This is a genomic window from Ruegeria sp. AN6 (assembly GCF_056540425.1).
On sequence record NZ_JBQFWR010000023.1, the window covers coordinates 1 to 26,015 of the forward strand.

At 52.2% G+C, this 26,015-nt stretch carries 21 protein-coding genes; 13 read left to right on the forward strand and 8 right to left on the reverse strand.

Annotated features, from left to right (window positions below; genetic code table 11):
• Window positions 1-147 precede the first annotated feature (147 nt).
• Window positions 148-684, forward strand: a complete 537-nt coding sequence (locus ACR0MQ_RS21325) for a hypothetical protein (protein WP_170776203.1) — start codon at window positions 148-150, stop codon at window positions 682-684.
• A 531-nt stretch (window positions 685-1,215) separates the two neighbouring features.
• Here the strand turns inward: ACR0MQ_RS21325 and ACR0MQ_RS21330 are convergent.
• Entirely contained in the window at window positions 1,216-2,481 is a 1,266-nt protein-coding gene (locus ACR0MQ_RS21330) for an NAD(P)/FAD-dependent oxidoreductase (RefSeq protein ID WP_170776201.1), read from the reverse strand.
• Between the two features lie 387 nt (window positions 2,482-2,868).
• Window positions 2,869-4,074: an aromatic ring-hydroxylating oxygenase subunit alpha gene (locus tag ACR0MQ_RS21335; RefSeq protein WP_170776200.1), complete on the reverse strand. Its 1,206-nt coding sequence runs from the start codon at window positions 4,072-4,074 to the stop codon at window positions 2,869-2,871.
• A 465-nt stretch (window positions 4,075-4,539) separates the two neighbouring features.
• Here ACR0MQ_RS21335 and ACR0MQ_RS21340 point away from each other — a divergent pair, with 465 nt between their 5' ends.
• From ACR0MQ_RS21340 to ACR0MQ_RS21360, 5 genes are all read left to right on the forward strand, one after another.
• Window positions 4,540-5,649 (forward strand): extracellular solute-binding protein, encoded by a 1,110-nt coding sequence (locus ACR0MQ_RS21340; protein ID WP_170776199.1) that lies wholly within the window; start codon window positions 4,540-4,542, stop codon window positions 5,647-5,649.
• Between the two features lie 87 nt (window positions 5,650-5,736).
• A complete protein-coding gene (locus ACR0MQ_RS21345; protein ID WP_480610673.1) occupies window positions 5,737-6,879 on the forward strand; it encodes an ABC transporter ATP-binding protein in 1,143 nt (380 codons plus the stop codon).
• Between the two features lie 17 nt (window positions 6,880-6,896).
• Window positions 6,897-7,838: an ABC transporter permease subunit gene (locus ACR0MQ_RS21350; RefSeq protein WP_480610676.1), complete on the forward strand. Its 942-nt coding sequence runs from the start codon at window positions 6,897-6,899 to the stop codon at window positions 7,836-7,838.
• A complete protein-coding gene (locus ACR0MQ_RS21355; RefSeq protein ID WP_480610679.1) occupies window positions 7,839-8,681 on the forward strand; it encodes an ABC transporter permease subunit in 843 nt (280 codons plus the stop codon).
• Window positions 8,682-8,751: 70 nt separating this feature from the next.
• A complete protein-coding gene (locus ACR0MQ_RS21360; protein ID WP_480610728.1) occupies window positions 8,752-9,315 on the forward strand; it encodes a TetR/AcrR family transcriptional regulator in 564 nt (187 codons plus the stop codon).
• A 24-nt stretch (window positions 9,316-9,339) separates the two neighbouring features.
• Here the strand turns inward: ACR0MQ_RS21360 and ACR0MQ_RS21365 are convergent, their stop codons facing one another.
• Window positions 9,340-11,799, reverse strand: a complete 2,460-nt coding sequence (locus ACR0MQ_RS21365; RefSeq protein WP_480610682.1) for a GcvT family protein — start codon at window positions 11,797-11,799, stop codon at window positions 9,340-9,342.
• Window positions 11,800-11,985: 186 nt separating this feature from the next.
• Between ACR0MQ_RS21365 and ACR0MQ_RS21370 the strand changes: the two genes are divergently transcribed.
• Window positions 11,986-12,765, forward strand: a complete 780-nt coding sequence (locus ACR0MQ_RS21370; protein ID WP_480610685.1) for a class I SAM-dependent methyltransferase — start codon at window positions 11,986-11,988, stop codon at window positions 12,763-12,765.
• 33 nt (window positions 12,766-12,798) lie between these two features.
• On the opposite strand, the gene ACR0MQ_RS21375 is transcribed toward ACR0MQ_RS21370, so the two are convergent.
• From ACR0MQ_RS21375 to ACR0MQ_RS21390, 4 genes are read right to left on the reverse strand one after another with little or no spacing between them, the layout of a single operon-like run.
• Window positions 12,799-14,178, reverse strand: coding sequence for an aminotransferase (locus ACR0MQ_RS21375; protein WP_480610688.1), 1,380 nt, complete (start codon window positions 14,176-14,178; stop codon window positions 12,799-12,801).
• A 13-nt stretch (window positions 14,179-14,191) separates the two neighbouring features.
• Window positions 14,192-15,367 (reverse strand): aminomethyl transferase family protein, encoded by a 1,176-nt coding sequence (locus ACR0MQ_RS21380; RefSeq protein WP_480610691.1) that lies wholly within the window; start codon window positions 15,365-15,367, stop codon window positions 14,192-14,194.
• Window positions 15,364-16,896 carry a phytoene desaturase family protein gene (locus ACR0MQ_RS21385; protein ID WP_480610694.1) on the reverse strand — a complete coding sequence of 511 codons (1,533 nt, stop codon included), beginning with the start codon at window positions 16,894-16,896 and terminating at the stop codon, window positions 15,364-15,366. Before ACR0MQ_RS21385 ends, ACR0MQ_RS21380 begins: the two co-directional genes overlap by 4 nt.
• A complete protein-coding gene (locus ACR0MQ_RS21390; RefSeq protein ID WP_480610697.1) occupies window positions 16,893-18,530 on the reverse strand; it encodes a phytoene desaturase family protein in 1,638 nt (545 codons plus the stop codon). Before ACR0MQ_RS21390 ends, ACR0MQ_RS21385 begins: the two co-directional genes overlap by 4 nt.
• A gap of 139 nt (window positions 18,531-18,669) precedes the next feature.
• Here ACR0MQ_RS21390 and ACR0MQ_RS21395 point away from each other — a divergent pair, with 139 nt between their 5' ends.
• Window positions 18,670-19,308, forward strand: a complete 639-nt coding sequence (locus ACR0MQ_RS21395) for a TetR family transcriptional regulator C-terminal domain-containing protein (RefSeq protein ID WP_480610700.1) — start codon at window positions 18,670-18,672, stop codon at window positions 19,306-19,308.
• 78 nt (window positions 19,309-19,386) lie between these two features.
• Window positions 19,387-20,688: an MATE family efflux transporter gene (locus tag ACR0MQ_RS21400; protein ID WP_480610703.1), complete on the forward strand. Its 1,302-nt coding sequence runs from the start codon at window positions 19,387-19,389 to the stop codon at window positions 20,686-20,688.
• 21 nt (window positions 20,689-20,709) lie between these two features.
• On the opposite strand, the gene ACR0MQ_RS21405 is transcribed toward ACR0MQ_RS21400, so the two are convergent.
• The gene (locus tag ACR0MQ_RS21405) at window positions 20,710-22,002 is read right to left on the reverse strand and encodes an NAD(P)/FAD-dependent oxidoreductase (RefSeq protein ID WP_480610706.1); all 1,293 of its coding nucleotides are present in this window, start codon (window positions 22,000-22,002) and stop codon (window positions 20,710-20,712) included.
• Window positions 22,003-22,079: 77 nt separating this feature from the next.
• Between ACR0MQ_RS21405 and ACR0MQ_RS21410 the strand changes: the two genes are divergently transcribed.
• The 4 genes from ACR0MQ_RS21410 (at window position 22,080) to ACR0MQ_RS21425 (ending at window position 25,900) form a co-directional block, all read left to right on the forward strand.
• Window positions 22,080-22,409: a DUF6614 family protein gene (locus ACR0MQ_RS21410; protein WP_170776171.1), complete on the forward strand. Its 330-nt coding sequence runs from the start codon at window positions 22,080-22,082 to the stop codon at window positions 22,407-22,409.
• A gap of 172 nt (window positions 22,410-22,581) precedes the next feature.
• Window positions 22,582-23,250, forward strand: a complete 669-nt coding sequence (locus ACR0MQ_RS21415) for a TetR/AcrR family transcriptional regulator (RefSeq protein ID WP_480610709.1) — start codon at window positions 22,582-22,584, stop codon at window positions 23,248-23,250.
• A 75-nt stretch (window positions 23,251-23,325) separates the two neighbouring features.
• The gene (locus tag ACR0MQ_RS21420) at window positions 23,326-25,392 is read left to right on the forward strand and encodes an oxidoreductase (protein ID WP_480610712.1); all 2,067 of its coding nucleotides are present in this window, start codon (window positions 23,326-23,328) and stop codon (window positions 25,390-25,392) included.
• 55 nt (window positions 25,393-25,447) lie between these two features.
• A complete protein-coding gene (locus tag ACR0MQ_RS21425) occupies window positions 25,448-25,900 on the forward strand; it encodes a GNAT family N-acetyltransferase (RefSeq protein WP_170477215.1) in 453 nt (150 codons plus the stop codon).
• Window positions 25,901-26,015: the final 115 nt, after the last annotated feature.

Sequence of the window (26,015 nt, forward strand, 5' to 3'; positions counted from 1 at the left end):
CGATCAGAGCCATGACAGCTTACAGCTACTTCGGAAACTCTGAGCCACCGGCCGGATTTGTCGTCGCCCTTCTTGGTGAAGACAGGTCCGAGTTTCTGATTTTTAGCAAAGGCTCGGCAAACTGGCTGGAATATGGGGACTACAGGTATGATCAATGCAATTGATACCTCCTTCCAACCAGCTTCCCAAATAGCGCGTCAGATGAAATGTTTGGTCGCCGGGATTGTGCTTGCTTCGGGCCTTGTTTGGACCTCACCGGCTGTTGCGGCTGATGTTTCGCAACTCCCGCCCGGTTTGCAGGCGAAGGTTGATCTGGCGGCACGAGCCTGCGCGTCGTTCAACGACGGTCAGTTTGACTTAGATTGGGGTGCGGTTGAGAGGGTCGATCTCGACGGAGATCTACAACGCGACTGGGTTCTGAATGAGTCGGGTTTCGCGTGTTCGAGCGCTGCATCACTTTACTGCGGTACTGGCGGATACATGTCGCACTTCTTGATTGAAGAGGAGGTTCACTCCTTGCTCAATCGAGGCTGGAAGGTCGTTGACTTCGGGCGTAAACGCATTGTCCTTACAGATGTCCACGGAACCAATTGTGACGGAATAAACCCGACGCCTTGCGCAACAGCCAGTGTTTGGGATTCGGAAGCTAAGACGTGGCGCTCGTCTGCTGGCGATTGGGAATAAGTTGCATTTGGGCACCGCAGATAAGCCTGACGACCTGTTTGTTCGATGAGTTCTCTGTAGCATGCAAACTCATGGGCAAAGTTCCAAGATTTTCTTTAATGAAATCAATGTCAGAAATGCAGCGTTATTAGCGCACCTAGATCCGATCTCGGAAATTGCAAAGTCTTTTTACGAATGTCCGCTTTGGGCTGACTGCGGTCCTTTGAATTAAGAATGCGGATGGCTGCAAAGTCCACAGAGCAGGCATAGTCGTTTTACTACACAAAGTCTGTTTTCGATCTTTAGCGGACAACCAGAAAACTGCTCAAGATAGAGAGTATTTGGTCTCCATCGAGCCACCCCGCTGAAACATAGTCAACTTTTGTGCTTCAAAAGTTTCGACTTCTTATCATCTGCCTGTGACCGGATAGCATACCCTGAATTGGCCGCGGAGCACGCTACAGATGAACTTGGACTTGCGACTTATAGTGAGAGGTTCATTCGAAGTTCTATGATTTTTCCACTTGCTGGATCAAGTTAATCGCCAGGTGTTCAGCGTAGCTGCGCCAACACATCTTCCGCGGCCCTTAGTCCTTCTAGGTGGGCTCCGCTGACCGAGCATTGTTGGTTAGGATGTGTCGCTTCACCGGCGAAGTGCACCCGCTCAGCATGACACTGACGTAAGACAGCGCGTTTGTCGTGGCCTCCTGGTCTGGCTCCAGCGTATGAACCACGCACATAAGGTTCATTTCGCCAAGCGGTGGCGTGGCCTTTGATGAAGGCTTTTCTGACTGTTGTGCCGAAGAAGCCAACCAGTGTTTCGAGCGCATGTTCTATGGCGCTTTCAGACCCCGCGTCCTGCAAGTCTTTGGAAAAGCTTCCAGAACTTTCAAAGCTAGTCAGACCGGTGTTTGAGATGTCGCAAAGAAAGCCACCTCCGTGGGCTACCCCATTGGCGTTGGGTTCTAAATGGTATGTCAGCCAAGTATCGGGTTGCACTGGCAAAGCTCCGGGGCGGAAAAGAAGGCCAGCGTGATTGTAGTCTCCCATAGTGATGAGCTCGAGCGCTGAGCGTCGGTCGGATTCTAGCGGGGGATCAAAGTGGATGATGTCTTCGGCTAAGACGCCGACGGAAACTGTAACAATTACGGTTCGAGCTTTGATCTTGCCAGTGGCCGTAGTTATCTGCACGCCTTCAGTGAGAGATTTTATTTCTGTGACCGGAGTGGCCAATTTAATTGGCAGCCCCTTTGCAGTGCATGCAATGAGGTGTCCGAAGCCTTCGCGGCAAAACCAATCGTCTCCGCCCTCCCAGGTACTGATGTCTCGCAGAGATGTATCCGGCAAATCTCTGGCAATTGACAACGCAAATGTCATCGCTGCTGTGAACGACCAATGCCCTTTGTTCTCCCAAATGTCTGCCAAGGACCGGTCTGTTGGAATTCCGGTACTTGCTTCAATTTCTGCATCGATGCGCGCCGCTTCATTGATCGTGCTTTGAAGCTCGTCGACTTCGTCCCACAGAACAGCGTCATCCTCCAAGCCATATGTCACCGCGTTGTGTGGGGCTGCATAGAGATCAAGACCAAGTGCTAGACCCGGAGCTTTCAGAGCGTTTGCATGTTCGGTGTGCATCCAATGCGCTCCCACGTCGAACGGAACGCCAAAGATTTCCGTGTCCGTGTGTGCGCGCCCCCCGACACGGTTGGATGCCTCGATGCAGACTACCGAGAGTCCCGCCGATTTGAGAGCACGAGTAGCTGCAATTCCTGCTGCTCCGGCACCAACGACAACGACGTCAAAGTCATAAACTTTCAATGTTTTCGCTCCAACACTTGGAGTGGCCTGTGAGACAATGTTCGGAGTAGTTTTTTGCTTTCTCAGCATCGTGAGAATTTACAAGGATCTGAATTGTCCAAGGATTTGGTCTTTTGCGCGCGAGAAGTCATCCGTCAGTTCTTGAGCTTAGATTGCAAACGAATTCTGGAATTGAAACGCCCTCGTATGTAGCCAGATCGAGCGGATCTTCTGCGTCAAACTTGCTGCATCTTCGGTATATTTCCAACATCTCGGCAGAAAGCTTGCCGTTCTTAAAAAAATACATGGCTGCGGCATACCTTGTGGCGCCAGAACCAGGTGTTCCGATCGTCGTTGTCAGGAACTGCCTTTGAGTTTCTGCTTCTGACGATTTGAAAACACCTTTAGTCACGATTTCGGCTCAGTGGACATTGCGTCATTCACCGCGGCAACTTCATCCTCTCCGGGCGTTACTTCAGAGTTATAGATGGGTAGTATTTTCCTCAAATGGTCGTGATGGGAGCGCACGCCGTACTCAAGATCAGAAAGATAGAAGCCCTCAAAAGCCTCTGAAGCCATGGCTTCGTTTGACCATATCGTCAGTTGAATATCTTCTTCCACTGTTTCTCGATCAATCCGGGCGGCAAGGTACCGCGCCGCTTTTTGTTGGCGGTCTTCGTTTGGGTTTCGGTATGTTGCGCTTCGAAGGATGGACTTTTCTGTCGTGACCGGAAATTCCTGATAAAACAGGGTTGTCTCAGGCGTGACCGCTATTACCGCATTCGGAAAAATGCCGTAGTAAAGCCAAGTTTTGTGCAAGTGCTCAGGTAGGTGAGGCTGTGGCTTTGTGAATTTCTTGTAGTTGCGAACGGCCCACCTACGGCCCTTCGTCGGAGTGAATTTTCCATCGGAGCGTGAGATACCATCGACATATGGTTCGTCTGCATAAGTCGAGCCATATAAGTCTTGAAGGGCAGGGTGCGCGAGAGGGACATGATACCCTTCGTTGTCGACATCTCTGATTGATTTCCAGTTTACCGGAGTTTCCTCCGTCCATATCCCGTCCGTCGGAATGTGTTCGGCCATTTTGTAGGCAGAGATTTCCTGTTCAATCGGGGCAAGAAGTTCCGCTACCGATGGCTGGGGGCCGGGCTTGAATCGGACAAAGACAAAACCCTGCCAGATTTCCATTTCGATTTCTTTCAGGCCAAACTCGTGCTTGTCTAGATCGGGGAAGGACTCCGGCCGGGCGGCGCCACGCAGTGTTCCATCAAGATTGTAAACCCAGCCGTGAAATGGGCAGACTAGAGCGTTTGCACATTTTCCTTGCTCTTTAGCGACCAGCCGAGAGCCGCGGTGACGACATACGTTTAGAAATGCGCGAATGTCCGAGTTACTGTCCTTCAAGATCAAGGCACGTTCACCGCACATGTCGAAACACAGAAAGCTACCGGGTTCCGGAAGATCCGAAACATGGCAGGCGATTTGCCAATGAGTTTTAAAGAGTTCGCTCTTCTCGAGTTCAAGAAGGGCATCGCTGTGATAGCACCACCCGGGCAACCCGCGTCGGTCCCAATTCGCGGGAATTTCTGTGTTTCTGGCTTCGTCACGCATCGGAACAACCCGCATAGTTTTAGTTTGGCCAATTGAGGTCTCATCTGGGGCAAAATCCAAGAACGATAAATTTGACTTTACTGGATCAGCCACCTTTCGACTGAGTGTAGGTGTCGCCTAAATTGATTTGCTCGTCAACTATTTCTGACTGAATGATCATTCAATACTGCGCTCTCAATCACTCCTGTAAGATTTCGTTGGTTGGTGTTTTTTGATATACACGCTCAATTTCGGTGCAAATCTAATGATTTGTAACGATATGATCAAAATCCACTCAGCCGAGCTTGACAGCGCGGATTTCCGCAGACTACCGTTCTGAATGATCAGTCAGACAAAGGTATGGCGACTGGAGGGATGGGGTGCATAGTGATTACGCCCGCAACGAAGGCGTGATCATTCGAGATAACAAACTAGCAAACAAGACAAAACAAATTCAGCCACCACTCAGGGAGAGGAAGCGAAGTTATGAACTCAATCAGAAAAATCGCCGGAATTACAGTTTTAGCAGCAACTACTACTGCAGTTTCTGGATCGGCATTCGCGCAAGAGCGTGTGCTGAAGGTTACGAATTGGGGAGAGTACATTGCTGAAGACACAATTTCGAACTTCGAAAAAGAATACGGCATCAAGGTCATTTATGATCCGTATGACTCTGCCGAAGCAATTGATGCCAAGTTGTTGGCAGGAAACAGCGGGTATGACGTTGTCAGCCATGCCGGTAGTGATACAGCTCGGCTGATTAAGGCGGGTATCGTCGCTCCGCTTGATATGTCCAAGCTCGATAACATTAAGCACATTGATCCGGCCATTTTGGAACAGCTGGCCAGCGAGTGGGATCCAGGCAACCAGCACTTCATTCCGTATATGTGGGGAACGCACGGGGTCACATACAACGAAGAATTGGTGAAGGAGACTTATCCAGATGCCCCCATCGGCTCGATGGATATGGTTTTCGATCCTATTCACATGAAAGAGTTGTCCAAGTGTGGCGTTTCATTCCTGGATTCCCCGGGCGACATCATTCCAATGGCATTGGCGCATATGGGCCTGGATGCGAACTCCACAAACAAGGAAGACTATGAGAAGGTTGGGGAGATGCTGGCTGAAATTCGGCCGTACATCAAAACCTTCGATAACTACGCCTATCAAAGGATGCCTCAGAAAGAGTTTTGTGTCTCAACCACTTGGGGGCCGGATGGTCTTCTTGCGATGTCCGGCGCAGCTGAGGCCGATACTGGTGTCGTGTTAGACTTCTTCTTGCCCGAAGGTGATCGCACAGCGCAGCTTTGGATTGATGGCTGGTTGATCCCGGAAGATGCTGCGAACAAAGAAGACGCTCATCTTTTCCTGAACTATATGATGCGTCCCGAGGTTGCAGCCAATGATAGTAACTTCACTTGGTATGCGACTGCCAACCTGACGGCCAAGCCGATGGTTGATGAGGCTGTCACCTCCAGCCCGGCCGCGTTCCCAACATCAGATCAGGTTGCCAAGATGTATACGACTGCCGTTCTTCCTCCCAAGGTCGAGCGTTTGCAGACGCGTACCTGGACTGACTTCAAGGCCGGTAATTGATCCACTCACACTGGCAAGTGCAGTAGCGGTTCTCACCGGATCGCTACTGCACCCTCCAATCCACACTGGCAGACTGCGAGGCCCAAATTGACCGTTTCCACAACTGTCAGTGCAGCACCTTGGCTCGAGCAAAAAGAGCAGCAACCCCTAGTTCAAATCAGAGGTGTAACCAAGAAATACGGTGAAGTGATCGCCGTCGATAACGTCGATCTGGACATCTACAAAGGAGAGTTATTCTGCCTTCTGGGTGGATCGGGATGCGGAAAGTCGACATTGCTTCGGATGCTTGCAGGGTTTGAGGAATTGAACGCGGGCACAATTACGATCGACGGTGTCGATATGGCTGATGTGCCCGCCTACGAACGTCCGACTAACATGATGTTTCAAAGCTATGCTTTGTTCCCACATATGACCGTGGAAAAAAACGTGGCTTTCGGGTTGGAGCAAGACCATGTCCCCAAGTTTGACATAGCGGACAGAGTTCACGACATCCTTAGGCTTGTTGAGTTGGAAGACTTCAAAAAGAGAAAGCCCAAGCAATTGTCTGGCGGACAACGTCAGCGCGTTGCGTTGGCACGGGCATTAGTCAAACGTCCTAAGCTGCTGCTTTTGGATGAACCTTTGGCGGCGCTTGACAAAAAACTACGTAAGCAAACGCAGTTTGAGCTTGCGAACATTCAGGACAAGGTCGGTGTTACGTTTATTGTTGTGACCCACGATCAGGAAGAAGCGATGACATTGTCCTCGCGAATGGCTGTCATGGACGCTGGGCGTTTCAAACAGATTGGAACGCCAACAGAGATTTATGAGTTCCCTGAAACCCGCTTTGTCGCTGACTTCATCGGATCAGCAAATATTTTTGAGGGCAGGGTAACTGAGGATGGGGCGGATCATGTTCGGGTTAAGACCGAGTTCTGCGAGGTTTTCATTGATCACGGCCATTCAGTGAAGGTTGGCAGCAAAATTTGGGTCGCTTTGAGGCCGGAGAAAATTCGACTTGAGAAATCGGATGAGGCCGCTGAAGGCTCTAACCAGACATCGGCAATCATCGACGACGTTGGGTATTTGGGAGAGACATCAATCTACAAGGTGAGGCTTCCCAATGACGAAGTCTTCGACGTCACTATGCCCAATCAATCTCGCCCGACGCATGCCACACAAAGAATAACTTGGGAAGACAAGGTGAATATCAGCTGGGATCCGTCTAGCGCCATGTTGCTCCACTCATGACGGATTTCACGGAGGATATGTCCGAACCGCTTCCGGATGAACGACAGCCCATGCTCCGTTTGGTCATGCGGCGCATACAAAATAAGTGGCGCCAGATCGTTACCGTCATACCGTTCTTCTGGCTGCTTTTTTTCTTTCTGGCACCGTTCTTTATTGTCGCCAAAATAAGCTTGGCTGAACTCGCGATTGCAAGCCCTCCATTCACCAGTTTGATTGAGTGGACGGGCGACGGGATCATGACGATCCGTCTGGTGTTCGACAATTTTATCTACATCTGGGAAGACAGCCTATACTTTGACACTTACGTCAATTCGCTCAAGATTTCAGTGACCTCCACGTTCTTGTGCCTCTTGTTTGGTTACCCCATCGCCTACGCAATTGTACGATCGGGGCCAGTCGCAAAACCGCTATTGTTGTTTGCTATTATTCTTCCGTTTTGGACGTCCTTCCTATTGCGTGTCTACTCATGGATGGGCCTGCTTGCGGATCAAGGCACGATCAACAATCTTCTGATAGCACTGGGTATAATCGACGAGCCAATCCGCATGCTGTACACGGAATTTGCCGTCTATATCGGGATCGTTTATACCTATATGCCTTTCATGATCCTGCCGCTCTACGCGAATATGGAAAAGTTGGACAACAGTCTGAACGAAGCGGCTGCTGATCTTGGGTCCCGGCCAACGAACACGTTTTTCAAAATTACTTTGCCGCTGACGATGCCCGGTATTGTCGCTGGTTCGTTGTTGGTCTTCATCCCTGCGACCGGGGAGTACGTTATCCCTGACCTGTTGGGGGGCGGGAATGTGCAGATGATTGGTCGCGTTCTCTACAATGAGTTCTCTAGAAACAGTGATTGGCCGGTCGCTGCGGCGGTGGCGATTGTTCTGCTTATCATTCTGGTGCTGCCTATCATGGTGTTCCAGCACTACCAGGGCAAAGCATCGGAGGAGCAATAAATGTACGCTAATCGCTCCCGCTTTTTGACCATCATGCTGACTTTGGGATTGGCATTCTTTTACATCCCGATGATCCTTTTGGTCATTTACTCGTTCAATTATTCCAAACTCGTACCTGTTTGGGGCGGATGGTCCATGCGTTGGTACAAGGAGCTCTTCCAATCTGCCGAAGTTTGGAGCGCTGTTTCACTCAGTCTTCAGATTGCTGTTGTCAATGCTACTTTTGCGACAGCGCTCGGCACATTGGCAGGGCTGGCTATGGTGCGCTTTGGGCGGTTCAAGGGGCGGACGTTGTTTGGTGGTATGTTGGTCGCGCCTTTGGTGATGCCCGAGGTGATAACCGGATTGTCCTTGTTGGTTTTCTTTATTTCCCTGAACCAGCTGATCGGATGGCCGGCAGAACGTGGTTTTGCGACGATTACGATCGCGCATATTACATTTTCAATGGCTTACGTGGCGGTCACAATTCAGGCGCGTTTGACCGGCGTGGGGCAAACTTTGGAAGAAGCGGCTGCCGATCTTGGAGCAAAACCGTTCAAAGTTCTGACTGCCATCACGATCCCTCAGCTGACACCAGCCCTAATTTCAGGCTGGCTATTGGCGTTTACTCTGTCGCTCGATGACCTGGTCATAGCAAGTTTTGTTACTGGCCCAGGTGCAAATACCTTGCCAATTTTGATCTTTTCGCGCATTCGACTAGGCCTCAGGCCGGATATTAATGCGCTGGCGACAATCATGATCCTTGTGATCGCCATTTGTGTCGCTATCGCAGCTATCGTTATGTTCCGGCAACAAAGGGCGGATTTGCTGGATAGGCAGATGGCAGAACGAGAGGAGAGTTAAATTGGAGACGCATGAGCTTCAGAAAAAACGACGCACCGAACCTCCTGAAGTTCGTCGCTTGCAGTTGATTATGGCTGCCATCGACTCGATCTCAAAGCGCGGGTTTTCTGACACGACGCTTAAACATGTGACCGAAACTGCAAATCTGTCCCATGGCGTTGTGAACTATCACTTCGACAGCAAGGAAGCACTGTATGACGCTGCGCTGGGTTTTCTTGCGCAAGAACACTATGAGAATTGGCTAAAGTCTTACGACGCTGCGAAACCCACTGCCGCACATAGGCTGGCTGCCATCATTCGAGCGGATTTTGACAAAAGCATCTGCACCCATAAGCGCTTGGCTGTCTGGTTTGCTTTCTGGGGTCAAGCGAAGTATCGCCCTAATTATTTGAAAATTCATAATAAATATGACAACGAAAGATACGGCCGAATCCTGCAACTGTGTGGTGAATTGATCGTCGATGGTGGTTACGCCGATCTCGATCCGGAAAAAACAGCCCGGGCTGTAGAGGCGATGTCTGATGGGGCCTGGCTCAGCTTGATGTTGTATCCCAAAGTGGCTGATCGTCGGGAATTCAGGGATGTTTGCATGCTTTCGCTGTCGCGGTTTTTCCCAAAACACTTTCCGGTTTGAAATACAGCACCGAACAACAATGCATCAGCACCTTATCTTGCGCATGTCGGGGTCATAAAGCGGCTTTAACGAGGCGGTCGCATCGTATTTCTCGTCTGCGATTTCGACCTGCCATTGCCCTGTTGCGACTACGTCGGCAGTCAACGGTTCGCCTATTTCTGCAAAACCAATACCGACCGCAGCGCCGAGAGTATGCCCATATCCACCAACTTGGATATATCCGACTTCCTTACCGTTTAGATAAATCATCTCGTTGCCGTACATGAGAGGCTTTGGGTCTTTTAGCAGGAACTGCAACATCCGGTTGTTGGGCGTGCCTTTCGCCTTGATCGTGGCGAGTGCTCCCCTACCGATGAAGCCACCGGGTTTGTCCAGTTTGACGGCAAAACCATGCCCGGCCTCAATTGGGTTGTCCGTGTTGTCCACGTCAATTCCGAAATCACGATAAGCCTTCTCTAGCCGTAGGGAGTTGAGAGTTTGCATTCCAGCATTGCGAACACCCAGATCTCGACCTGCTTCCATAATCAGATCGTAGGTCTGAATGGCCTGAGTGGCAGGTACGTGAATTTCCCAACCGAGTTCGCCAATAAACGTCACGCGATAGGCCATAACTACGGCGTACCCGATGTCAATTTCACGCGCCGTCATGAAGGGAAAACCTTCGTCCGACAAATCAGCTCCGGATATTCTGCTCAATAGTTCACGCGACTTTGGGCCGTGAACGTTGATTTGGCAGCGCCCTGCGGTGATGTCTGTTATAACTACGTTTTCATTGTCCAGGATGTGCTGTCGCATGCGCATCTCGGTATGACCCGCCGAGTTTTCTCCCACGATGACCCAGTATTTCTGATCGGATAGCCGGGTTACCGTAAGGTCAGCCTCAAACCCACCTCGTTCATTTACCCAGGCCGTGTAGACGACACGACCGGGTTCAACATCAACGTCATTGCAAGAAAGGCGAGACAGGAGGGCGCAGGCATCCGGTCCTTCGACGCTGAAACACGCCATTGATGTCATGTCCATTACGATGACATCCTCGCGTGCTGCCCGGTGTTCTTCAGCGTGCCATTCAAACCAATTTTGGCGATACCAACTGTATTTCTCGACCTTGGCCTCTTCGGGCGTCGGAGCAAACCAATCAGGTTGTTCCCAACCATTTCCTTCGCCGAAAAAGGCTCCGGCCGCTTTGAGACGGTCATAGAGCACTGAACGCTTAACGTTCCTGGCCGTTTTGTAGTTCTCATTGTGGTAGTGCTGACCAAAGAGCTTTCCCAGCAACTCAGGTGTTCTGTCGCGTCGAAAGGCCGGTGTCGCCATTTCACGGGAAAAGCGATTGACGTTGATGCCGGTAACATCGATGGGCGGCAAGCCGTCCACCATCCAATGGGCCAAGACCATTCCCGTACCCGCGCCATTCAGGATGCCAAGTGAGTTCATCCCACATGCAGCCCAGAGATTGCGCAGCTCAGGCGTCGGGCCAACAAGCGGCGCAAGATCAGGCGTAAAGCTCTCCGGACCGCAGAATAGTTTTTTGACACCGTAGTTCATGGTGTCAGGCACGCGCGAATAGGCTTTCTCCAGGTCGGGCCCAACACGTTCCCAATCTGGTTCAATCTCTCCGAATTGCCATTCATCCGGGATACCATCGAGCTTCCAAGCCGCAGCGCCGGGCTCAAAAAGCCCTAACATCATCCCGCCGACTTCTTCACGGTAGTAAGTGTAGGTGGAAGGGTCTTCGAGAACGGGTAGATCGCGAGGTAGGCCCGGGATACTTTCCGTTATCAAGTAGTAGTGTTCAGCCGCCTGGAGCGGTAGATTTACACCGTGTTTTGCACCAAGTTGGCGAGACCACATGCCTCCGCAGATCACAACGTTTTCGGCTGTTATGGTATGACCGTTCGCAGTGCGGACCCCGGTCGCAGTGCCGTTCCTGGCTAAAATCTCTTCAACCCGCACACCTTCAAAGAAACGTGCGCCTCTGTTTTTGGCTCCCTTGGTCAGAGACATTGTCACGTCCACCGGGTTGGCCCGACCGTCCTCCGGAATGAGGAACGCTCCAACGACGTCTGAGAGGTCCCCTATAGGGAACATATCCTGCGCTTCTTTGACTGAGACTTCGTGGTTGTTTATCCCAAAACGCCGCATGAAGGCTGCGACGCGGCGCATCTCGTGCAGGCGTTCTTCATTGGTTGCAATCTGCAGATAGCCAACGTCGCGGAAACCTGTGGATATACCGGTTTCCTTCTCTAGGTTCGCATAAAGGTCTCGACCGTGCGTGTAGATAGCGCACTCAGCTTCGGATTTGAGAAGGCCGGCTACGATCAGGCCGGCGGCATGCCAAGTGGTCCCTGATGTCAGTTGTCCCTGTTCCAGAACGACAACATCGGTATGGCCAAGCTTAGTCAAGTGATAGGCCGTGTTCGCGCCGATCGACCCCCCACCAATAATCACAGTTTGGGCATGCGTCGGTAGGGTGTCAGCCATTGCGATAAAATCCTTTTAGGCGTTCTTTTCTCCGAATACCAGTCAAATCACTTGCTGTCTACTGACTGAATGATCATTCAATTATGGCTGAATCTATGACCTGCGATTTCGCGATAAAGCTTGTCTGAGTTGAGAGAAAAGGTTTCACTGCAGTGACTGACTGACAATCAGATGCGGGGGAATCCTATGTCAGACGAGATCTTATATGACCAACAGGCAATCAGCTTTCTGGAGGAGCTTTGGGGAGAGGGATTTCTTTCACCGGGAGGCCCTGAAGAAGTTGCGCGTGTTGTTAAAGGGATTGATCTGAAAGATAAGCATATCCTTGATATCGGATGCGGATCTGGGGCCATTGCAGTGTTGATGGCACGGGAGTTCGGCGCCGCTAGAGTTACGGGGATTGATGTAGAGGCCCCGGTTTGCGCGGCTGCGAAAGAGCGAGTTAGGCAGGCGGATCTGGAGGGAAAGGTCGATATCATACAGGTCACTCCAGGTCCAATGCCATTCGAAGATGGTACTTTTGACGTAGTGTTTTCGAAGGACTCGATCATCCACATCCCCGACAAGGTAGCGATGGCTGCGGAAGCCTACCGTGTGCTAAAACCTGGTGGTTATTTCTCTGCTTCTGACTGGTTGACCAATCATGACGGTGAGATGTCACCGGAAATGGCGCACTACGTAAAGATGGAAGCCTTGGAGTTTCAGATGGCGTCGCCCTCTAAGTACCGCGCTGCAATGGAGCTGGCTGGCTTTGAAGACGTAGAGTTAGTCAACCGCAACGCTTGGTATGCTCAGGTATCAGCTGCTGAGCTGGTGGAATTGACCGGGCCAAACCGAGTCGACTGGGAAGCTCGTCATGGTGCGGAGTTTATTGAACATCAGATCGAGATCTGGGACGCTATGCAGCCAGTGTTGAAAACCGGAGAGCATTGCCCGCATCACATCCGCGGTTGGAAACCTGCCTGATCTGACTGGAACTTTGAATGGGCGCGACGACTGTTATGCGCCGTAATCCTTGCTGACCCGCTCCATCCCGGCTTCCATAATGTCGAACATTTCGTCTATCTGAGAGGGAGTGATAATAAGGGGGGGTGAAAACACGGCCATGTTTCCAAATGGGCGCAATAGCAATCCCATCTCCTCGCACGCATCGTCCAGTTTCTGCCCAAACTTCACATGCGCCTCGTAACTCTCGACGTTCAGTCCGGGGCGACATTCTATGCAACCGAGGAGCCCGTCACCGCGCACATCTCCAACAATCGGGAATTTTTCCTTTATTTGATGTAAGCGTTCCTGGAACTGGGGTGTGACGCGTTGAACGTGTCCCAGAATATCCTCGCGCTCCATGATTTCGATGTTTTTGATAGCAGCCGCGCAACTCACCGGGTGCCCTGAATAGGTATAACCATTATAGAAAACATCATCGCCCGGTGCTTCGGCAATTCGTTTCATTACTGCGTCCGAGATTACGCAAGCGCCTAGCGGCAGATAGCCGGAGGTTAAACCTTTTGCGCATGTAATGATGTCAGGGACGATACCAAAAACGTCTTCTGAAGCGAACCAATGGCCCAGCCTGCCAAAGCCAGTTACGACTTCATCCGAAATGTACAGAATGTCGTTTGCCCGGCAGATTTCGAGCGTGCGCTTGTGATAACCCGGAGGCGGAACGATCACGCCACCGGAACACAGGATCGGTTCGGCGATAAAGGCGGCAATGCGGTCGGCGCCTACGTCGGCAATCAGGTTCTCAAGGTCAGCAACTTTGGCGTCGCACCAGGCATCAACACTCATGCCTTCTGGCCGGTGGTAGGGATTCACGTCGGGAAGGAAACGCACCAGATCCTGAGCTTTTTCGAAGCTTGTTTCGAAACGCTCTTTTCCAGTAACAGTCGCGGCGAGAAAGGTAGATCCATGGTAGCCTTTTTCCCGGCCGATCACGATCCTCTTCTCCGGCCGGCCAAGCCGATTGTTCATGAAAAGCGCGGTCCGCAGCGCGGTATCAACGGCCGTAGACCCACCGGTTGTGAAGTGCACTGTGTTGAGATCACCTGGCGTGCGTTCTGCGATCATTCGTGCCAAAACGGCTGCGGGCTCAGTCGTAAACGACCAGGGCGATGCGTAAGGCATCTTCATAACCTGTTGGGAAATGGTATCGGCCATCTCTTGACGCCCGTATCCGATCTGTGTGCACCACATACCGCCGGGGCCATCGATATAGCGCTTCCCGGCAGCATCCCAAAGGTAGATACCATCCGCTGTATTTACCCGCATGTACTCGTCGGACCCAAAGCCATCGGTTCCGGCCCAAGGATGTAGGTGATGGTCGCGATCCCAAGCGACAAGGTCGCCGTCGGTTGGTGTATTGCCTAGGGTATTCACGTCTGCTTCTCCTTTAGGTGCGGGCCGGTGGCGTGGCACGTGCGCGGGGCGGTGCAAAAAAGGCTTTGGTGACAGGTGTAAGGCGCGCCATTCTGGTGTCCCATTTGCCTTCTTGCAGAGTGTAAATTTCCGCCTTTAAGCCGGATGACCGGCCTGCATCCGGCATACGGACATGTGCCAACGCGATATTGCGTTTGGCGGTCGGCGACCATATTCCGGACGTTATGTGCCCAACTTCTTTTTTGCGTCGGTTGTAGATCAATGACCCTTCCGAGGGTTTGAATCCTTCGACGTCGAAACGCATGAGCAGGCTTCTTGGAGTTTCACGCTTGGGCAGCAGCTCTCTTCGACCATTGAAATGACCTTTGTTGAAATCTACTAGCCGACCCAGACCGAGTTCAAAGGGTGTTTGTCCCCGATGCAATCGCTCGGTCGCATGAACTGGCTGAAAATCCACACCTGCGGTCAGAAACCCCGCTTCAATACGGGCCAAATTTACAGCTTCATATCCAATGGCGCGTAGTCCCTGATGTGCTCCACCTGTCCAAATACGGTCCCAAAGCGCTTCTGCTTTGTCCCAGTCGCACCAGAGTTCATAGCCCAGATCACCGGTAAAACCCGTCCGCGAAATCATGAGATCTTGGTCAACTTGAGCAAGATCGAATGGCTTCAGCTGGCTGACATCTAACCCGGCGGCCTCCAAAACTGCGTAGGAGGTCGGGCCCTGCAGCGAAAGTCCAGCGATACTGTGAGTTTCGTCGACGACTGAAACGTCAAAACCCCAAGCCGCGTCGAGTAGCCATGTCAGCATTTGTTCCTGACAGCAAAGGCGCCAATCGTTGTCGCCAAGATGGAAAAGGGTCCCGTCATCGATGACCATACCCTCTTCATCACACCAGATTGCGTACCCCACGCGACCAACGCCGATTTTTCGGATGTCCCGTGTCACTAGGCGATTGAGCATCGTTGTCGTATCCGGCCCAGTCAATCGGTACTTGTGCATTGGTGAGATGTCGAACAAGGATGCCTGATTGCGCAGCGCGAAGTACTCGAACTCGACACTGTCCAGCACGCCCGGGGCGGGATAACCCGCCCAATCGTACCAATTTTGCGCGCGATTTTGCTCTTCGAGTTTTTCGTGAAACGGCCCGGGGATCAAACCTAGTTTCGGATCGGTGAAGATGCTCATGCCTGTGCCTCCAGCGCTGCCAGCGCAGCATTGCGACCAGCGAGCCCCATGACATCACCGCCGGGGTGCGTTGCCGCACCACATTGGAATAGCCCCTTCGGCCCCATGGAATATCTGGCCATCCCGTTCGCGGGCCGAAGTGTCAGCAGTTGGTCCAAGGACATTTCCGCATGGTGCCAGTGCCCCCCTGGTGCTCCAGTCGCGCTTTCGATTTGATCCGGAGTTATGACCTGTTTGCCTGCGATTTGATCGCCCAAGCCGGGCAGGGCACGGCTAAGAGTTTCAACTGTGATTTGCGCAAGCTGTTCCTTGGCAGTCTCAGTCCAACCGCCTTCAATGTCAGATGGCGCATATTGCACTATTGTTGACAGCCAATTTGCCCCATCGGCTGTCTGCATTTTAAAGGCTTCAATCACCGGTGCTTTAGACATTTGACGGTACTTAGCTGGATTAAACGCTGCTTCGATGTACTCCACAGAAGGGGCATAGATCAGTCGTTCGTGGGCTAGTTCGCTAGGCAGACCGGGCAGGGCGGCGTCGTCTTTTAACCGTAGGTTGACCTTAGCCGCTGTTCCACGAGCTCGAATATTTCGAACTCGCCGCATTGCTTCGATGTCAAAAGCAGAGGGTCCGGTCATTCGGCTTGTTCGTCTTGGAGCAAGGTTGCTGAGCACAATGGGTGCGGTCAAAGTTCGTCCATCGTTAGTTGCCACTCCGGAGACTGTGTCGTCGTGCAACATAATGCGAGACACCTCAGTTTCCGGCATCAGCACGCACCCCGCCTTTTGTGCTGCTTCAACCATCAAATCGGTCAGCGCGGACATCCCACCTGCTGGTTGTGTGATGTTACCTCCGTGGCCAAGCCGATAAATCAGATTGAACACAGTGCCCGGAGATCTTGGGCCGGCGGCTGACCCCCAGATCGCATCAGCAGCAAGCATTCCAGCCACCGGTCCTTCCGGCAAGTCATCAAGTACAATGTCGTGGACATTGGATAAGACGACCTGCAAGAAACGCCGCATTTCATATTTGCCCAGCTTTTTCAGGCCTATGCCCAGTTTTGCCAGGCGCAAAAACTCTTTGAGCCCACCCCGTGAGAGGATGGCTTTTTGACCCCCGGGAGGTGGAGCCTCTGCGAGTTGGCGCAAAAGGTCTCCATACGTAGTCAACTGGCGTGTCAGATCAGACCAGGCGTCTGATTCCGGGTGTTTTGCCCCGTCGCTCCAATAGACGCCTTCGTTCTTGCAGACGATGTGCCGCCCATCCTCAGACAGAGAGACTGTGGAGACGGGTTTGCCGGACAGGACAGGGTGTTGAGTATCTATGCCGATATCACCCAAGGCCCGCGGGCTCAGGTTGTAAAGCGAGTGGGCGAGAGTCGGGCCGCCATCCACGGAATAAGACGCCATGCCGCCGAACCTGTTGGATTTCTCAATGATACAGACATTCTTGCCGCGTCGACTAAGGAGTGTTCCGGCAACCAGACCGTTAACGCCGCCGCCAATGACAATCGCATCAAATTGGCTCATGCGGCATACCCCTTCATTCGGCCATGCCGTGTTTCGTGCCTCAGGATTGCGCGGGCAGCGTTTGCACCAGGTGCTCCCATAACCCCTCCGCCCGGATGAGCGGATGAGCCGCACAAATAAAGCCCCTTGATGGGTAAATTGTACTGCGACCAACCCGGGACTGGCCGATTGAAGAAAAGCTGATCAAAAGTCAGTTCACCTTGGAAAATGTTGCCTTCTGTCAGGCCAACCTCGCGTTCGATTTCCAATGGTGAACGCACTTCCATATGAACAATGCGCTCGCGAATGTCAGGGCACGCCACGGACATCTGGTCGAGTACAGTTTCTGCCAACGTACTGCGCTGCTTTTCGTCCCAATTCTCTGCTGATCTAACGCCGTCAACTTCCAGGTCATAAGGAGCATATTGGACGAAAACCGTCATCATGTGGGCACCTGTCGGCGCCATAGTCGGATCAATCTGGCTGGGGATTAGCATGTCGATATAAGGCTTTTCCGACCAGCGCCCGACTTTCCAATCATCATAGGCCTTTTCAAGTTCAAAGAGGCTCTGCGACACATGCAAATCACCCCTGAGGAAGCTGGTGTGCTCGGGTGCTGCAGGGAAATTTGGAAAGCGGTCAAGTGCGATGTTGAGTTTCGCCGAAGAGCCACGAATTTTGAAGTTCCGCACCGCCTTCGTGAATTCATCCGGCAACTCGGCCGTATCAATATGGTGCAGAACAGTGCGTTTGATATCCATATTGGAGGCAACGACAGGGGCATAAAAAACCTTGCCGTCCTCCAAAGCTACGCCTTCAACGCGTCCATCTTTGCTGAGGATTTTCTCAATCCCCGAACCTGTGTGGATGGTACCGCCGTGATCCTTGAAAGAGGCTGCAATGGCATTCGAAATTGCACCCATCCCCCCACGTGCGAAACCCCATGCTCCGATGCCGCCGTCAATGTCACCCATGTAGTGGTGCAGCAGCACATATGCCGTGCCGGGTGAGTACACCCCAAGGCCGGTGCCGATAATGCCGGAGCCAGCCAAATGGGCCTTGATCAAGTCGTTCTCGAAATGCTCATCCAGAAAGTCACCAATGGACATTGTCCAGAATTTCAGTGTTTCGCCGAGCTCCCGACTGCCCAGCCCGTGTGCTTTTTTTACGAGATAAGCCAGTTCGCCGAGATCACGTGGATGGAGAGACGCCGGGTCCGGTGCATCTCGAAGCAGAAATGGACGGATAAAACGGCATTGCCGCATGATGGCTTGCGAATAACCGCGATAGGCGTCGGCATCTTTTGCAGAATGTCGCGCCATCTCGCGCTTAAGGGCGTTGTGATCGGAATAATAGGCGAAGTAATCCCCATCGCGCGTAAAGCTCGCGCCACCTTCATACGGAATAACCTGAAGTCCGTATTTCGGTAACTCGAGGTCCCGGGCAATCTCGCGTCGCAGAAGGGAGCAAACGTACGAGCAATTCGAGTACGTCCAACCATCGTGCAGTGAGCGGCTGACTGCAGCGCCTCCAATCCAATCGTTCTTTTCGACCACCAAAACACGCATGCCGGCACGTGCCAAATAGGCGGCGGCAGTCAATCCGTTGTGACCAGCACCGGCCACAATAACGTCGTATCTGTTCTCAACCGTCAAATTTTTCCATCCCTTTCTCTCTCGTTTACAGATCAGGTTCGAGTTCGTAAAGTTTATTTGAGCGCTCAAATAAACTTCAAGCTATTGACGCATCTTTTTTGCTCGCTGTAGATGGCTGTATTCGTCGAAGGAGCGGCAATTGGTCGAAGCAGATCGTAAACGTCCCCGGAAAGAGCGGAAGGAGAACGCAGATCGTCGTCGCCGACAGCTGCTGGACGCGGCTTGCCGCTCTATATTGGCTCATGGGTTGGCAAAAACGACGCTCGCAACGGTCGCGTCTGAAGCTGAGCTTTCTCAGGGTGTTGCGGCGTTTTACTTCAAGTCAAAGCTTGGTCTTCTGACCGAAGCTTTGCGCGACCTTTACCAGCGCTACGAAGACCACTGGACAGCTTCTTTAGAGCGATCAGGGGATAAGCCAGCCGAAAAGATAAGGGCTCTGATAAAAGCTGATTTCCACCCTGATGCATGTGGTCCGGATGTCTTACCCCTTTGGTATGCGTTTTGGGGCGAGCTTCGCTTTCAACTGAAGTACGATGAAGTTGCCGAGCATTTCGAAACACGTCGGAGAGAGACCTTGCGTGTAATCTGGAACGAATTGCTGCCCGACGATGAGGTTACTTCACCAGATCAAATGGCTGAATGGATGGAGACATTGACGGATGGCTATTGGCAGCGATTGCATCTTGCTCCTCAAGGCCTAAGCCGAAAGCAGGCGGAACAGGCTGCCTGGGGATGCCTTGTTCGCCTGGTCCCGGAATTACTTGGGGATACGGCTTAGTCAATTGCGACTGAAAGGCCCAACAATATGACGCATGTGCGGTTATCGCAGCAGCCTCGACCATCTTGGAGCGCGATCTTGAAGGAGGCGCGTTATCTTGCGCGGCTTGCTCTTCCGATAGTTATCTCTCTTGCTGCAGCTGCTTTGATTGGCGTCGTGGACACCGTGATGGTGGCTCCATTGGGAACACTTCCTTTGGCGGCGGTCTCGATCACAGCCTCGGTGCTGATCATCTTTTATTCAGCGCTCTACGGCTTTGTTTCCGCGATTGGTGTGCGAATGGCTGAAGCCTTTGGGAAAGCGAGTGACCGAGGGCTGGCATCGGCCACAAAAGCCGGAGTTTTTGTCTCCTTGGTCGTAGGGTCAGTCGGCGCTGCTGCGATGATCTGCCTTCAGCCTGCTCTTTCTTGGATTGGGCAACCGCTTGAAGTGGTTATCCTAATAGGCGGCTACTGGGTCGCGATGAGCCTTCTTTTGGTGCCCTTTACGGTTTTCTATACTCTTAAGGCTCTTTTTGACGCCATGAACCGTCCCTGGATTAGGGTTAGTCTTGCGTTTCTTGCGGTCGGTTTCAACATCCCTTCGAACTATGTTTTGATCCACGGAGTTGGTGGCTGGCCAGGTCTGGGTCTTGTTGGCGCCGGGATTGCAAGTCTGTTGTCTCAGATGGTGCCGTTGATCATGGCGCTCGTGATTATACGAGTATGGAAAAGAAAGAGAGGCCTTCTGAGAGCCGCGAGTTTCGACAGGTCCGAGGTCAAAGCGCAGATCAAAGAAGGATTCATTATCTCCGTTGGCTATTTGGGGGAGGGGGCCGCTTACGCAGTTGCCGGCCTTATGCTTGGTTTGTTCAGCGCCGCCGCGCTCGCCGCCCATCAAATCGTTTCGGCAGTCAGCGACGTCATTTACATGGTGCCATTAGGCGTTTCGATTGCGATTTCTATACGCGTAGCTCAAGCAATTGGTGCCGATGAAAGAGAAAGGTTGAAGTCGATCGTTTTAGCGTCTCTGTTGGTCGTCGTTGGTTGGATGACCGTGGTCGTCACTGGTATTTTGTTTGGCCGTGCCCCTTTGGCAAATAGCCTGTCAGATGACCCAGAGGTCGTTTCTCTCGCGATATCGATGTTCCTTGTGATTGCAGCAATGCAGATTGCAGATGGTGTGCAAGGGACAATGCTAGGCGCATTTCGGGGCATGATGGACAATCATGTTCCTGTCGCCATTACCCTGATTGCCTATTGGGTCTTTGCTTTACCGCTTGGATATGCGCTGGGCTTTTGGCTTGGGTTCGGTCCCAACGGAGTTTGGATCGGATACGGCTCAGGTCTCTCATTGGCCGCTATCGCGTTGACCTATCGCTTCTTCTCCCAAAACCGCTAAGCGGCGCTGTTTGCTGGCCTTCTAAAGGCCTAACTTGTCTAAGAGTTTCAGGCGCAGGATTTCCGCTTCGACCAGAGTCTCTTTCGCAAAGGAGAAAGGCAGTGGTCTGAGGGGGGTGACCGGAAATTCCAACTCGTCTGATTTGGTTCCACTCGCCCATTTAGCGAGGACGCGCCCCATTGTAGTAGCTATAGCAACGCCGCGCCCATTGTATCCCAAACCTGTCATAATCCCCGGTGTGAGCTCATGCAGATGTGGATAATGATCTTTGGTCAAAGCAACAAAGCCGCCCCACTCGTATTCCCACTGAACTCCAGATAAATGGGGGAAAAGTTCAACAGAAATGCGTTTCAACCGCTCAATTTGTTTGAGAGTGGACTTGTCGTTGTAGGTACCGCGTCCTCCCATAAGAAAGCGACCTTCCGCGTCTTGCCTGAAGTACAGAAGCAGGCGTCGTGCGTCTGACAAAGCGTTGCCTTCTGGCAGAATTGACTGGCGGACATTGTCGGACAGGGGCGCCGTAGCGACCTGGACCGAGCGAACGGGCAAAACGGATTTAGCCAAGCGCGGATGCAGATCTCCAGAATAGGCGTTCGTACAGATCAGCACTTTTTCTGAGATAACCGCTCCTTTGGGAGTTTCAATCCGAAAGCGACCGGCCTCTGACAAAATCTGCTTGGCGGGCGTTCCACCGAAAATTTGCACGCCATTGCGGCGACCTGCTTCGGCCAGCCCAAGTGCATAGTTTAACGGGTGCAATACTCCGCCGCGGCGATCCAGAACGCCGCCAAGGTAAGCTTCGGTCCCGGTCAGTCGCTGCATTTCGCTTTGATCAAGCCGCATCATGCCGCCGCCGTGGTTGTCCCAATCCTCGGCTAGTTTGTGCAGTTCTCTGAGTGTTTTTTGAGTATGCGCCGCGCGCAGCCAGCCAGGACGATTTGCGTCGCACTCAATCCCGTGCCGAGTTATTAAGTCAAACACAAGATCGGCGGCGTCACCGGCCATTCGGATCATTCTGGTTCCCCAGATGTCACCAAATTTGGTTTTGATGCCCGTCGGCCCGTCCTTTAGGCCTACATTGATTTGACCGCCATTACGTCCAGAAGCTCCCCAGCCCGGATGATGCGCATCGATGACAACAGCTTTGACGCCTTTCTCGGCCAGGTGAAGTGCTGCCGAAAGCCCGGTAAACCCGGCGCCAATCACGGTCACGTCAGAGTGCTGTGCGCCAACCAATTTTGGACATTCTGACGAATAGCCTGCTGTTGCTGACCACAGGCTATTTGCAATGACTGGGTTTTCGTTTCGGATCATCTAGTGGCCTCGCGCTTGCCTTGTGGGGGGAACTACGTAGGTTTGGCTCGTGATACTTGCCGGATAGTATGTGACGAATGCCCAGACTTTTGAACCAATTCGAATTGAAACCAACCGTCGAGCTCGATGCATTCGAGCAGGTGTGGAACGCGTTTGTCGAACACTTGATCAAGACGGACCTTGCCGCCGAAAGTACGCCTTTGTGCAGGCGCATTCCCGCAAGTGGTTACGATACCGACGAGCTGCGCAACCATACGCTTATGGCTGTTATAGAGTTCAGGGATCAATCGCAGGCAGAGGCGGCTTGGGCCGCCATTGAAGGCCGCGTTGAGCCTTTGGGGGCTTTGCATCGTAGAGTTATTTCTTTGGTGCACGATCCGGTTTTCACTTTTTGGTCGGAACTCTAGATCTACGATTGCGTACGTCCGGATGTTTTCACATCATTTTCTCTTTTCCATTGAATGATCGTTCAATCAATGGCATCTATCGCTTAGATGTCAATTGTCCACACGCTGAGTGAAAACGGCTGTTGGGGGCAGGCAAGACAAAAGAAGTGCTTAGTAGATGGGATGCATTTTGGTGAGACAATCGCCAATCGAAAAAACAAACCCTGAGGGACGGCGTCGTACCGAGTCCAAGGAGGTGAGGAGACAACAACTCATCGATGCGGCAATCGATTCGATTGCCGAAAACGGGATTGGTGGAACGACCATGTCCACAGTGACCGAGATTGCAGGTTTGTCATTGGGCATCGTCAACTTCCACTTCAAAAGTAAGCAGAACTTGCTGGAAGAAACGTTGCTGTTTCTAGCAAAGGAACACCACGAACAGTGGTTGGAAGCCTTTGACAATGCAGGATTGTCAGCGCCTGAAAAATTGTTGGCGATCGTCGATGCGCACTTTCACCCTCAGATTTGCACGCCCAAAAAGCTAGCTGTTTGGTTTGCGTTTTTTGGAGAGGCAGGACGGCGCGAAGTCTATCGCAGTCTGATCAATGACATCGATCAGGAGCGGTACGACGTAGCACTGAGACTGTGTTCAGAGATTGCTGAAGACGGTGGGTATGAAGACATGCCGCCAAGGCAAGTCGCCAATATTTTGGAAGCTCTTTACGACGGAATCTGGTTGGAACTTTTGACCTATCCCGAGAATTTTCAGCGTTCTGTCGCCCGGGATCACATCGCCGCCTTTCTTGCCAAGGTCTACCCGGGTCACTTTCAAATGCCCGCGTTCAACAACGGTGATTGAAGCAGAATGGCTCTCAGACCGGAAATTCCAGACAAGATCAGCCGGCGCATGGCGCAGCTAAATAAGGACAAATAAATGGGCAGGGACTCTCGCTACGACATCCTTTTCGAACCAGTCCAAATCGGGCCAGTTACTGCGCCAAACCGGTTTTATCAGGTGCCACACTGTACAGGTATGGGTTGGCAATACCCACGTACTCTTGCTGCTATGCGTAAAGTGAAGGCGCAAGGAGGGTGGGGCGTCATATGCACGGAATACAACTCGATCCACCCATCATCCGACGACCTTCCGCATCCCTACGCGTCGCTTTGGGATGACAGTGATGTTCGGGCGCACGCACTGATGACGGACGCGGTGCACGAATACGGCAGCCTTGCAGGTGCTGAACTATGGTACGGAGGCGCCAACTCGAACAACTTGTTCTCCCGGTTGCCGAGCATGGATGTGGACAGCCGGCCAAACACAAAAGGGCATCCATTTCAGACCCGCGCCATGGACAAGCAGGACATCCGGGATCTACGCCGTTGGCATCGAAAGGCCGCTTTGAGGGCACGAGACGCTGGATTTGACGTTGTCTATGTTTATGCAACGCACGGATACCTGATCTCGAATTTTTTGCATCCGCGCGTGAACACGCGCGGTGACGAATATGGTGGCAACTTAGAAAATAGGGTGCGTCTCACCCGAGAATTGATTCAGGAAACCAAGGACGCCGTTGGCGACCGGTGCGCCGTGGCCGTTCGGTTCTCGGCTGACGAAGAGATCGGCGAGGATGGCCAGCCGATCTATGGTGAGCGACGAGAGATGTTTGAGATGCTCTCTGATTTACCAGATTTGTGGGATATCAACATCGCAGATTACTCGGTCGAGATGGGTGTCTCCCGTTTTACAAAAGAAGCTGCTCTTGAACCCTATATGCATTGGGTCAAGTCCGTGACGGATAAGCCCGTGGTAACCGTTGGTCGCTTTACGTCACCGGATACAATGGTCTCGCAAGTCAGGCGGGGGGTAACTGATTTCATAGGTGCAGCGCGCCCGTCGGTTGCTGATCCTTACCTTCCAAAAAAGATCGAGGAAGGACGCTTGTCTGCGATCCGCGAGTGTATCGGATGCAATGTCTGTTACGCCAGCGACACGATCGGAGTACCTATTCGATGCACTCAGAACCCAACAATGGGGGAGGAGTGGCGCAAAGGTTGGCACCCTGAAATCATCCGAACGAAATCTTCAGACGCGCGCGTTCTGATCGTCGGAGCCGGGGCCGCCGGACTGGAAGCTGCACGGGCGCTTGGTGTGCGTGGGTATGACGTCCTATTGGCGGAAGCTTCTCGTGAGTTGGGTGGCAGGGTCTCGCGCGAAGCCGCTCTGCCTGGCATGAGCGAGTACATTCGCGTCAAAGACTATCGCGAACAGCAATTGATTGAGATGCCCAACGTTGAAATCTACCGTGAAAGTCCGCTGACAGTTGACGATGTCTTGGCTGTTGAGGCTGATCACGTAGCGATTGCGACCGGCGCGACTTGGCGAAAGGAGTATTTTGACGAAGAACGTTTCGTCCCGGTCGCAAAAGGGTCTGCCTTAGGTCGCGTCTTTACTCCCGATGACATAATGGATGGGAAGGTTCCCGATGGACCAACGCTCGTTTTTGATGGTGATGGCTACTACATGGCTAGTGTTATTGCTGAAAAAATCAGAACGCATGGACATGCCGTCACGCTGGTCACACCGACTGACAGTGTTTCTGACTGGGCAGGAAATACGTCCGAACGTTGGCGCATCCGAACGCATTTGCTTCGCTTAGGAGTCGAGACCCTGCCGTCAAAGTCGCTTAAACAATTTGATGGCGAAATCGCAGAGTTGGAGTGCGTCTATTGCGGTCCAAATGTGAATGTTCCGGTTGCCAACATAGTGATGGTTACTGCTCGGAAGCCAAATGATGGTCTCTACAGGGGATTGCTGGGGCGGGTGAGTTCCGAGGATTTGCCGTTCAGCCTTCGTCGCATAGGAGATTGCGACGCGCCGGCGATTATTGCAGCAGCGGTTTACTCAGGTCATCGATACGCCCAGGAATTGGACGAAGCAGTGGATGAGGACATTCCACTTAGACATGATCGTCTGGATGTCGAGCAGCAGCCGATTTGACTGCGCTGGGCGATCTCGGTTGTACGCACTCAAGGGAACGCAGGAGAAATCACCCATGCCGGAAGGCTTAATTATCCGTCCGCTTGAATTGAAAGACAACGAAGAGTGGCGCCGCTTATGGACGGCATATTTGGATTTCTACGAGACCTCTGTTTCAGAAGAAGTCTACGAGGTTTCGTTCAACAGATTGTTGTCAACAGATGTAGGTGAATACAATTGTCTCATCGCTGAGTTAGAAGGGAAACCGGTCGGATTGGCGCACTACCTTTACCATAGATTCATGTGGTCGGTGGAGGATACGTGTTATCTTATGGATCTTTTCGCTGATCCGCAGGTTAGGGGAAAAGGTGTTGGACGAGCTTTGATCGAATCTGTTTTTCAGATCGCTAAGCAGCACGGTGTTCCAACAACCTACTGGACAACTCAAGAATTTAACTATCCTGGTCGAGTTCTGTACGACAAAGTCGCTAAAAGAACGCCATTTATAGTTTATGAAAAAGATGAATAACTGGTAGAGACTTGCCAGAAAAACTTATCTTAGCGCTGGTCTTGTCAGAAGAACTTGTCTTGAGGTGGGCAGGGGTGTTGCGTAGCTTTCACGCATCCCGCAGCGAATTACTGCA

Bases quoted from the DNA above. Each gene is read 5' to 3' on its own strand.
- ACR0MQ_RS21325 (WP_170776203.1), top strand. From the start codon at position 148: ATGATCAATGCAATTGATACCTCCTTCCAACCAGCTTCCCAAATAGCG.
- ACR0MQ_RS21335 (WP_170776200.1), bottom strand. From the start codon at position 4,074: ATGCGTGACGAAGCCAGAAACACAGAAATTCCCGCGAATTGGGACCGA.
- ACR0MQ_RS21340 (WP_170776199.1), top strand. From the start codon at position 4,540: ATGAACTCAATCAGAAAAATCGCCGGAATTACAGTTTTAGCAGCAACT.
- ACR0MQ_RS21350 (WP_480610676.1), top strand. From the start codon at position 6,897: ATGTCCGAACCGCTTCCGGATGAACGACAGCCCATGCTCCGTTTGGTC.
- ACR0MQ_RS21355 (WP_480610679.1), top strand. From the start codon at position 7,839: ATGTACGCTAATCGCTCCCGCTTTTTGACCATCATGCTGACTTTGGGA.
- ACR0MQ_RS21360 (WP_480610728.1), top strand. From the start codon at position 8,752: ATGGCTGCCATCGACTCGATCTCAAAGCGCGGGTTTTCTGACACGACG.
- ACR0MQ_RS21365 (WP_480610682.1), bottom strand. From the start codon at position 11,799: ATGGCTGACACCCTACCGACGCATGCCCAAACTGTGATTATTGGTGGG.
- ACR0MQ_RS21370 (WP_480610685.1), top strand. From the start codon at position 11,986: ATGTCAGACGAGATCTTATATGACCAACAGGCAATCAGCTTTCTGGAG.
- ACR0MQ_RS21380 (WP_480610691.1), bottom strand. From the start codon at position 15,367: ATGAGCATCTTCACCGATCCGAAACTAGGTTTGATCCCCGGGCCGTTT.
- ACR0MQ_RS21385 (WP_480610694.1), bottom strand. From the start codon at position 16,896: ATGAGCCAATTTGATGCGATTGTCATTGGCGGCGGCGTTAACGGTCTG.
- ACR0MQ_RS21405 (WP_480610706.1), bottom strand. From the start codon at position 22,002: ATGATCCGAAACGAAAACCCAGTCATTGCAAATAGCCTGTGGTCAGCA.
- ACR0MQ_RS21410 (WP_170776171.1), top strand. From the start codon at position 22,080: ATGCCCAGACTTTTGAACCAATTCGAATTGAAACCAACCGTCGAGCTC.
- ACR0MQ_RS21420 (WP_480610712.1), top strand. From the start codon at position 23,326: ATGGGCAGGGACTCTCGCTACGACATCCTTTTCGAACCAGTCCAAATC.
- ACR0MQ_RS21425 (WP_170477215.1), top strand. From the start codon at position 25,448: ATGCCGGAAGGCTTAATTATCCGTCCGCTTGAATTGAAAGACAACGAA.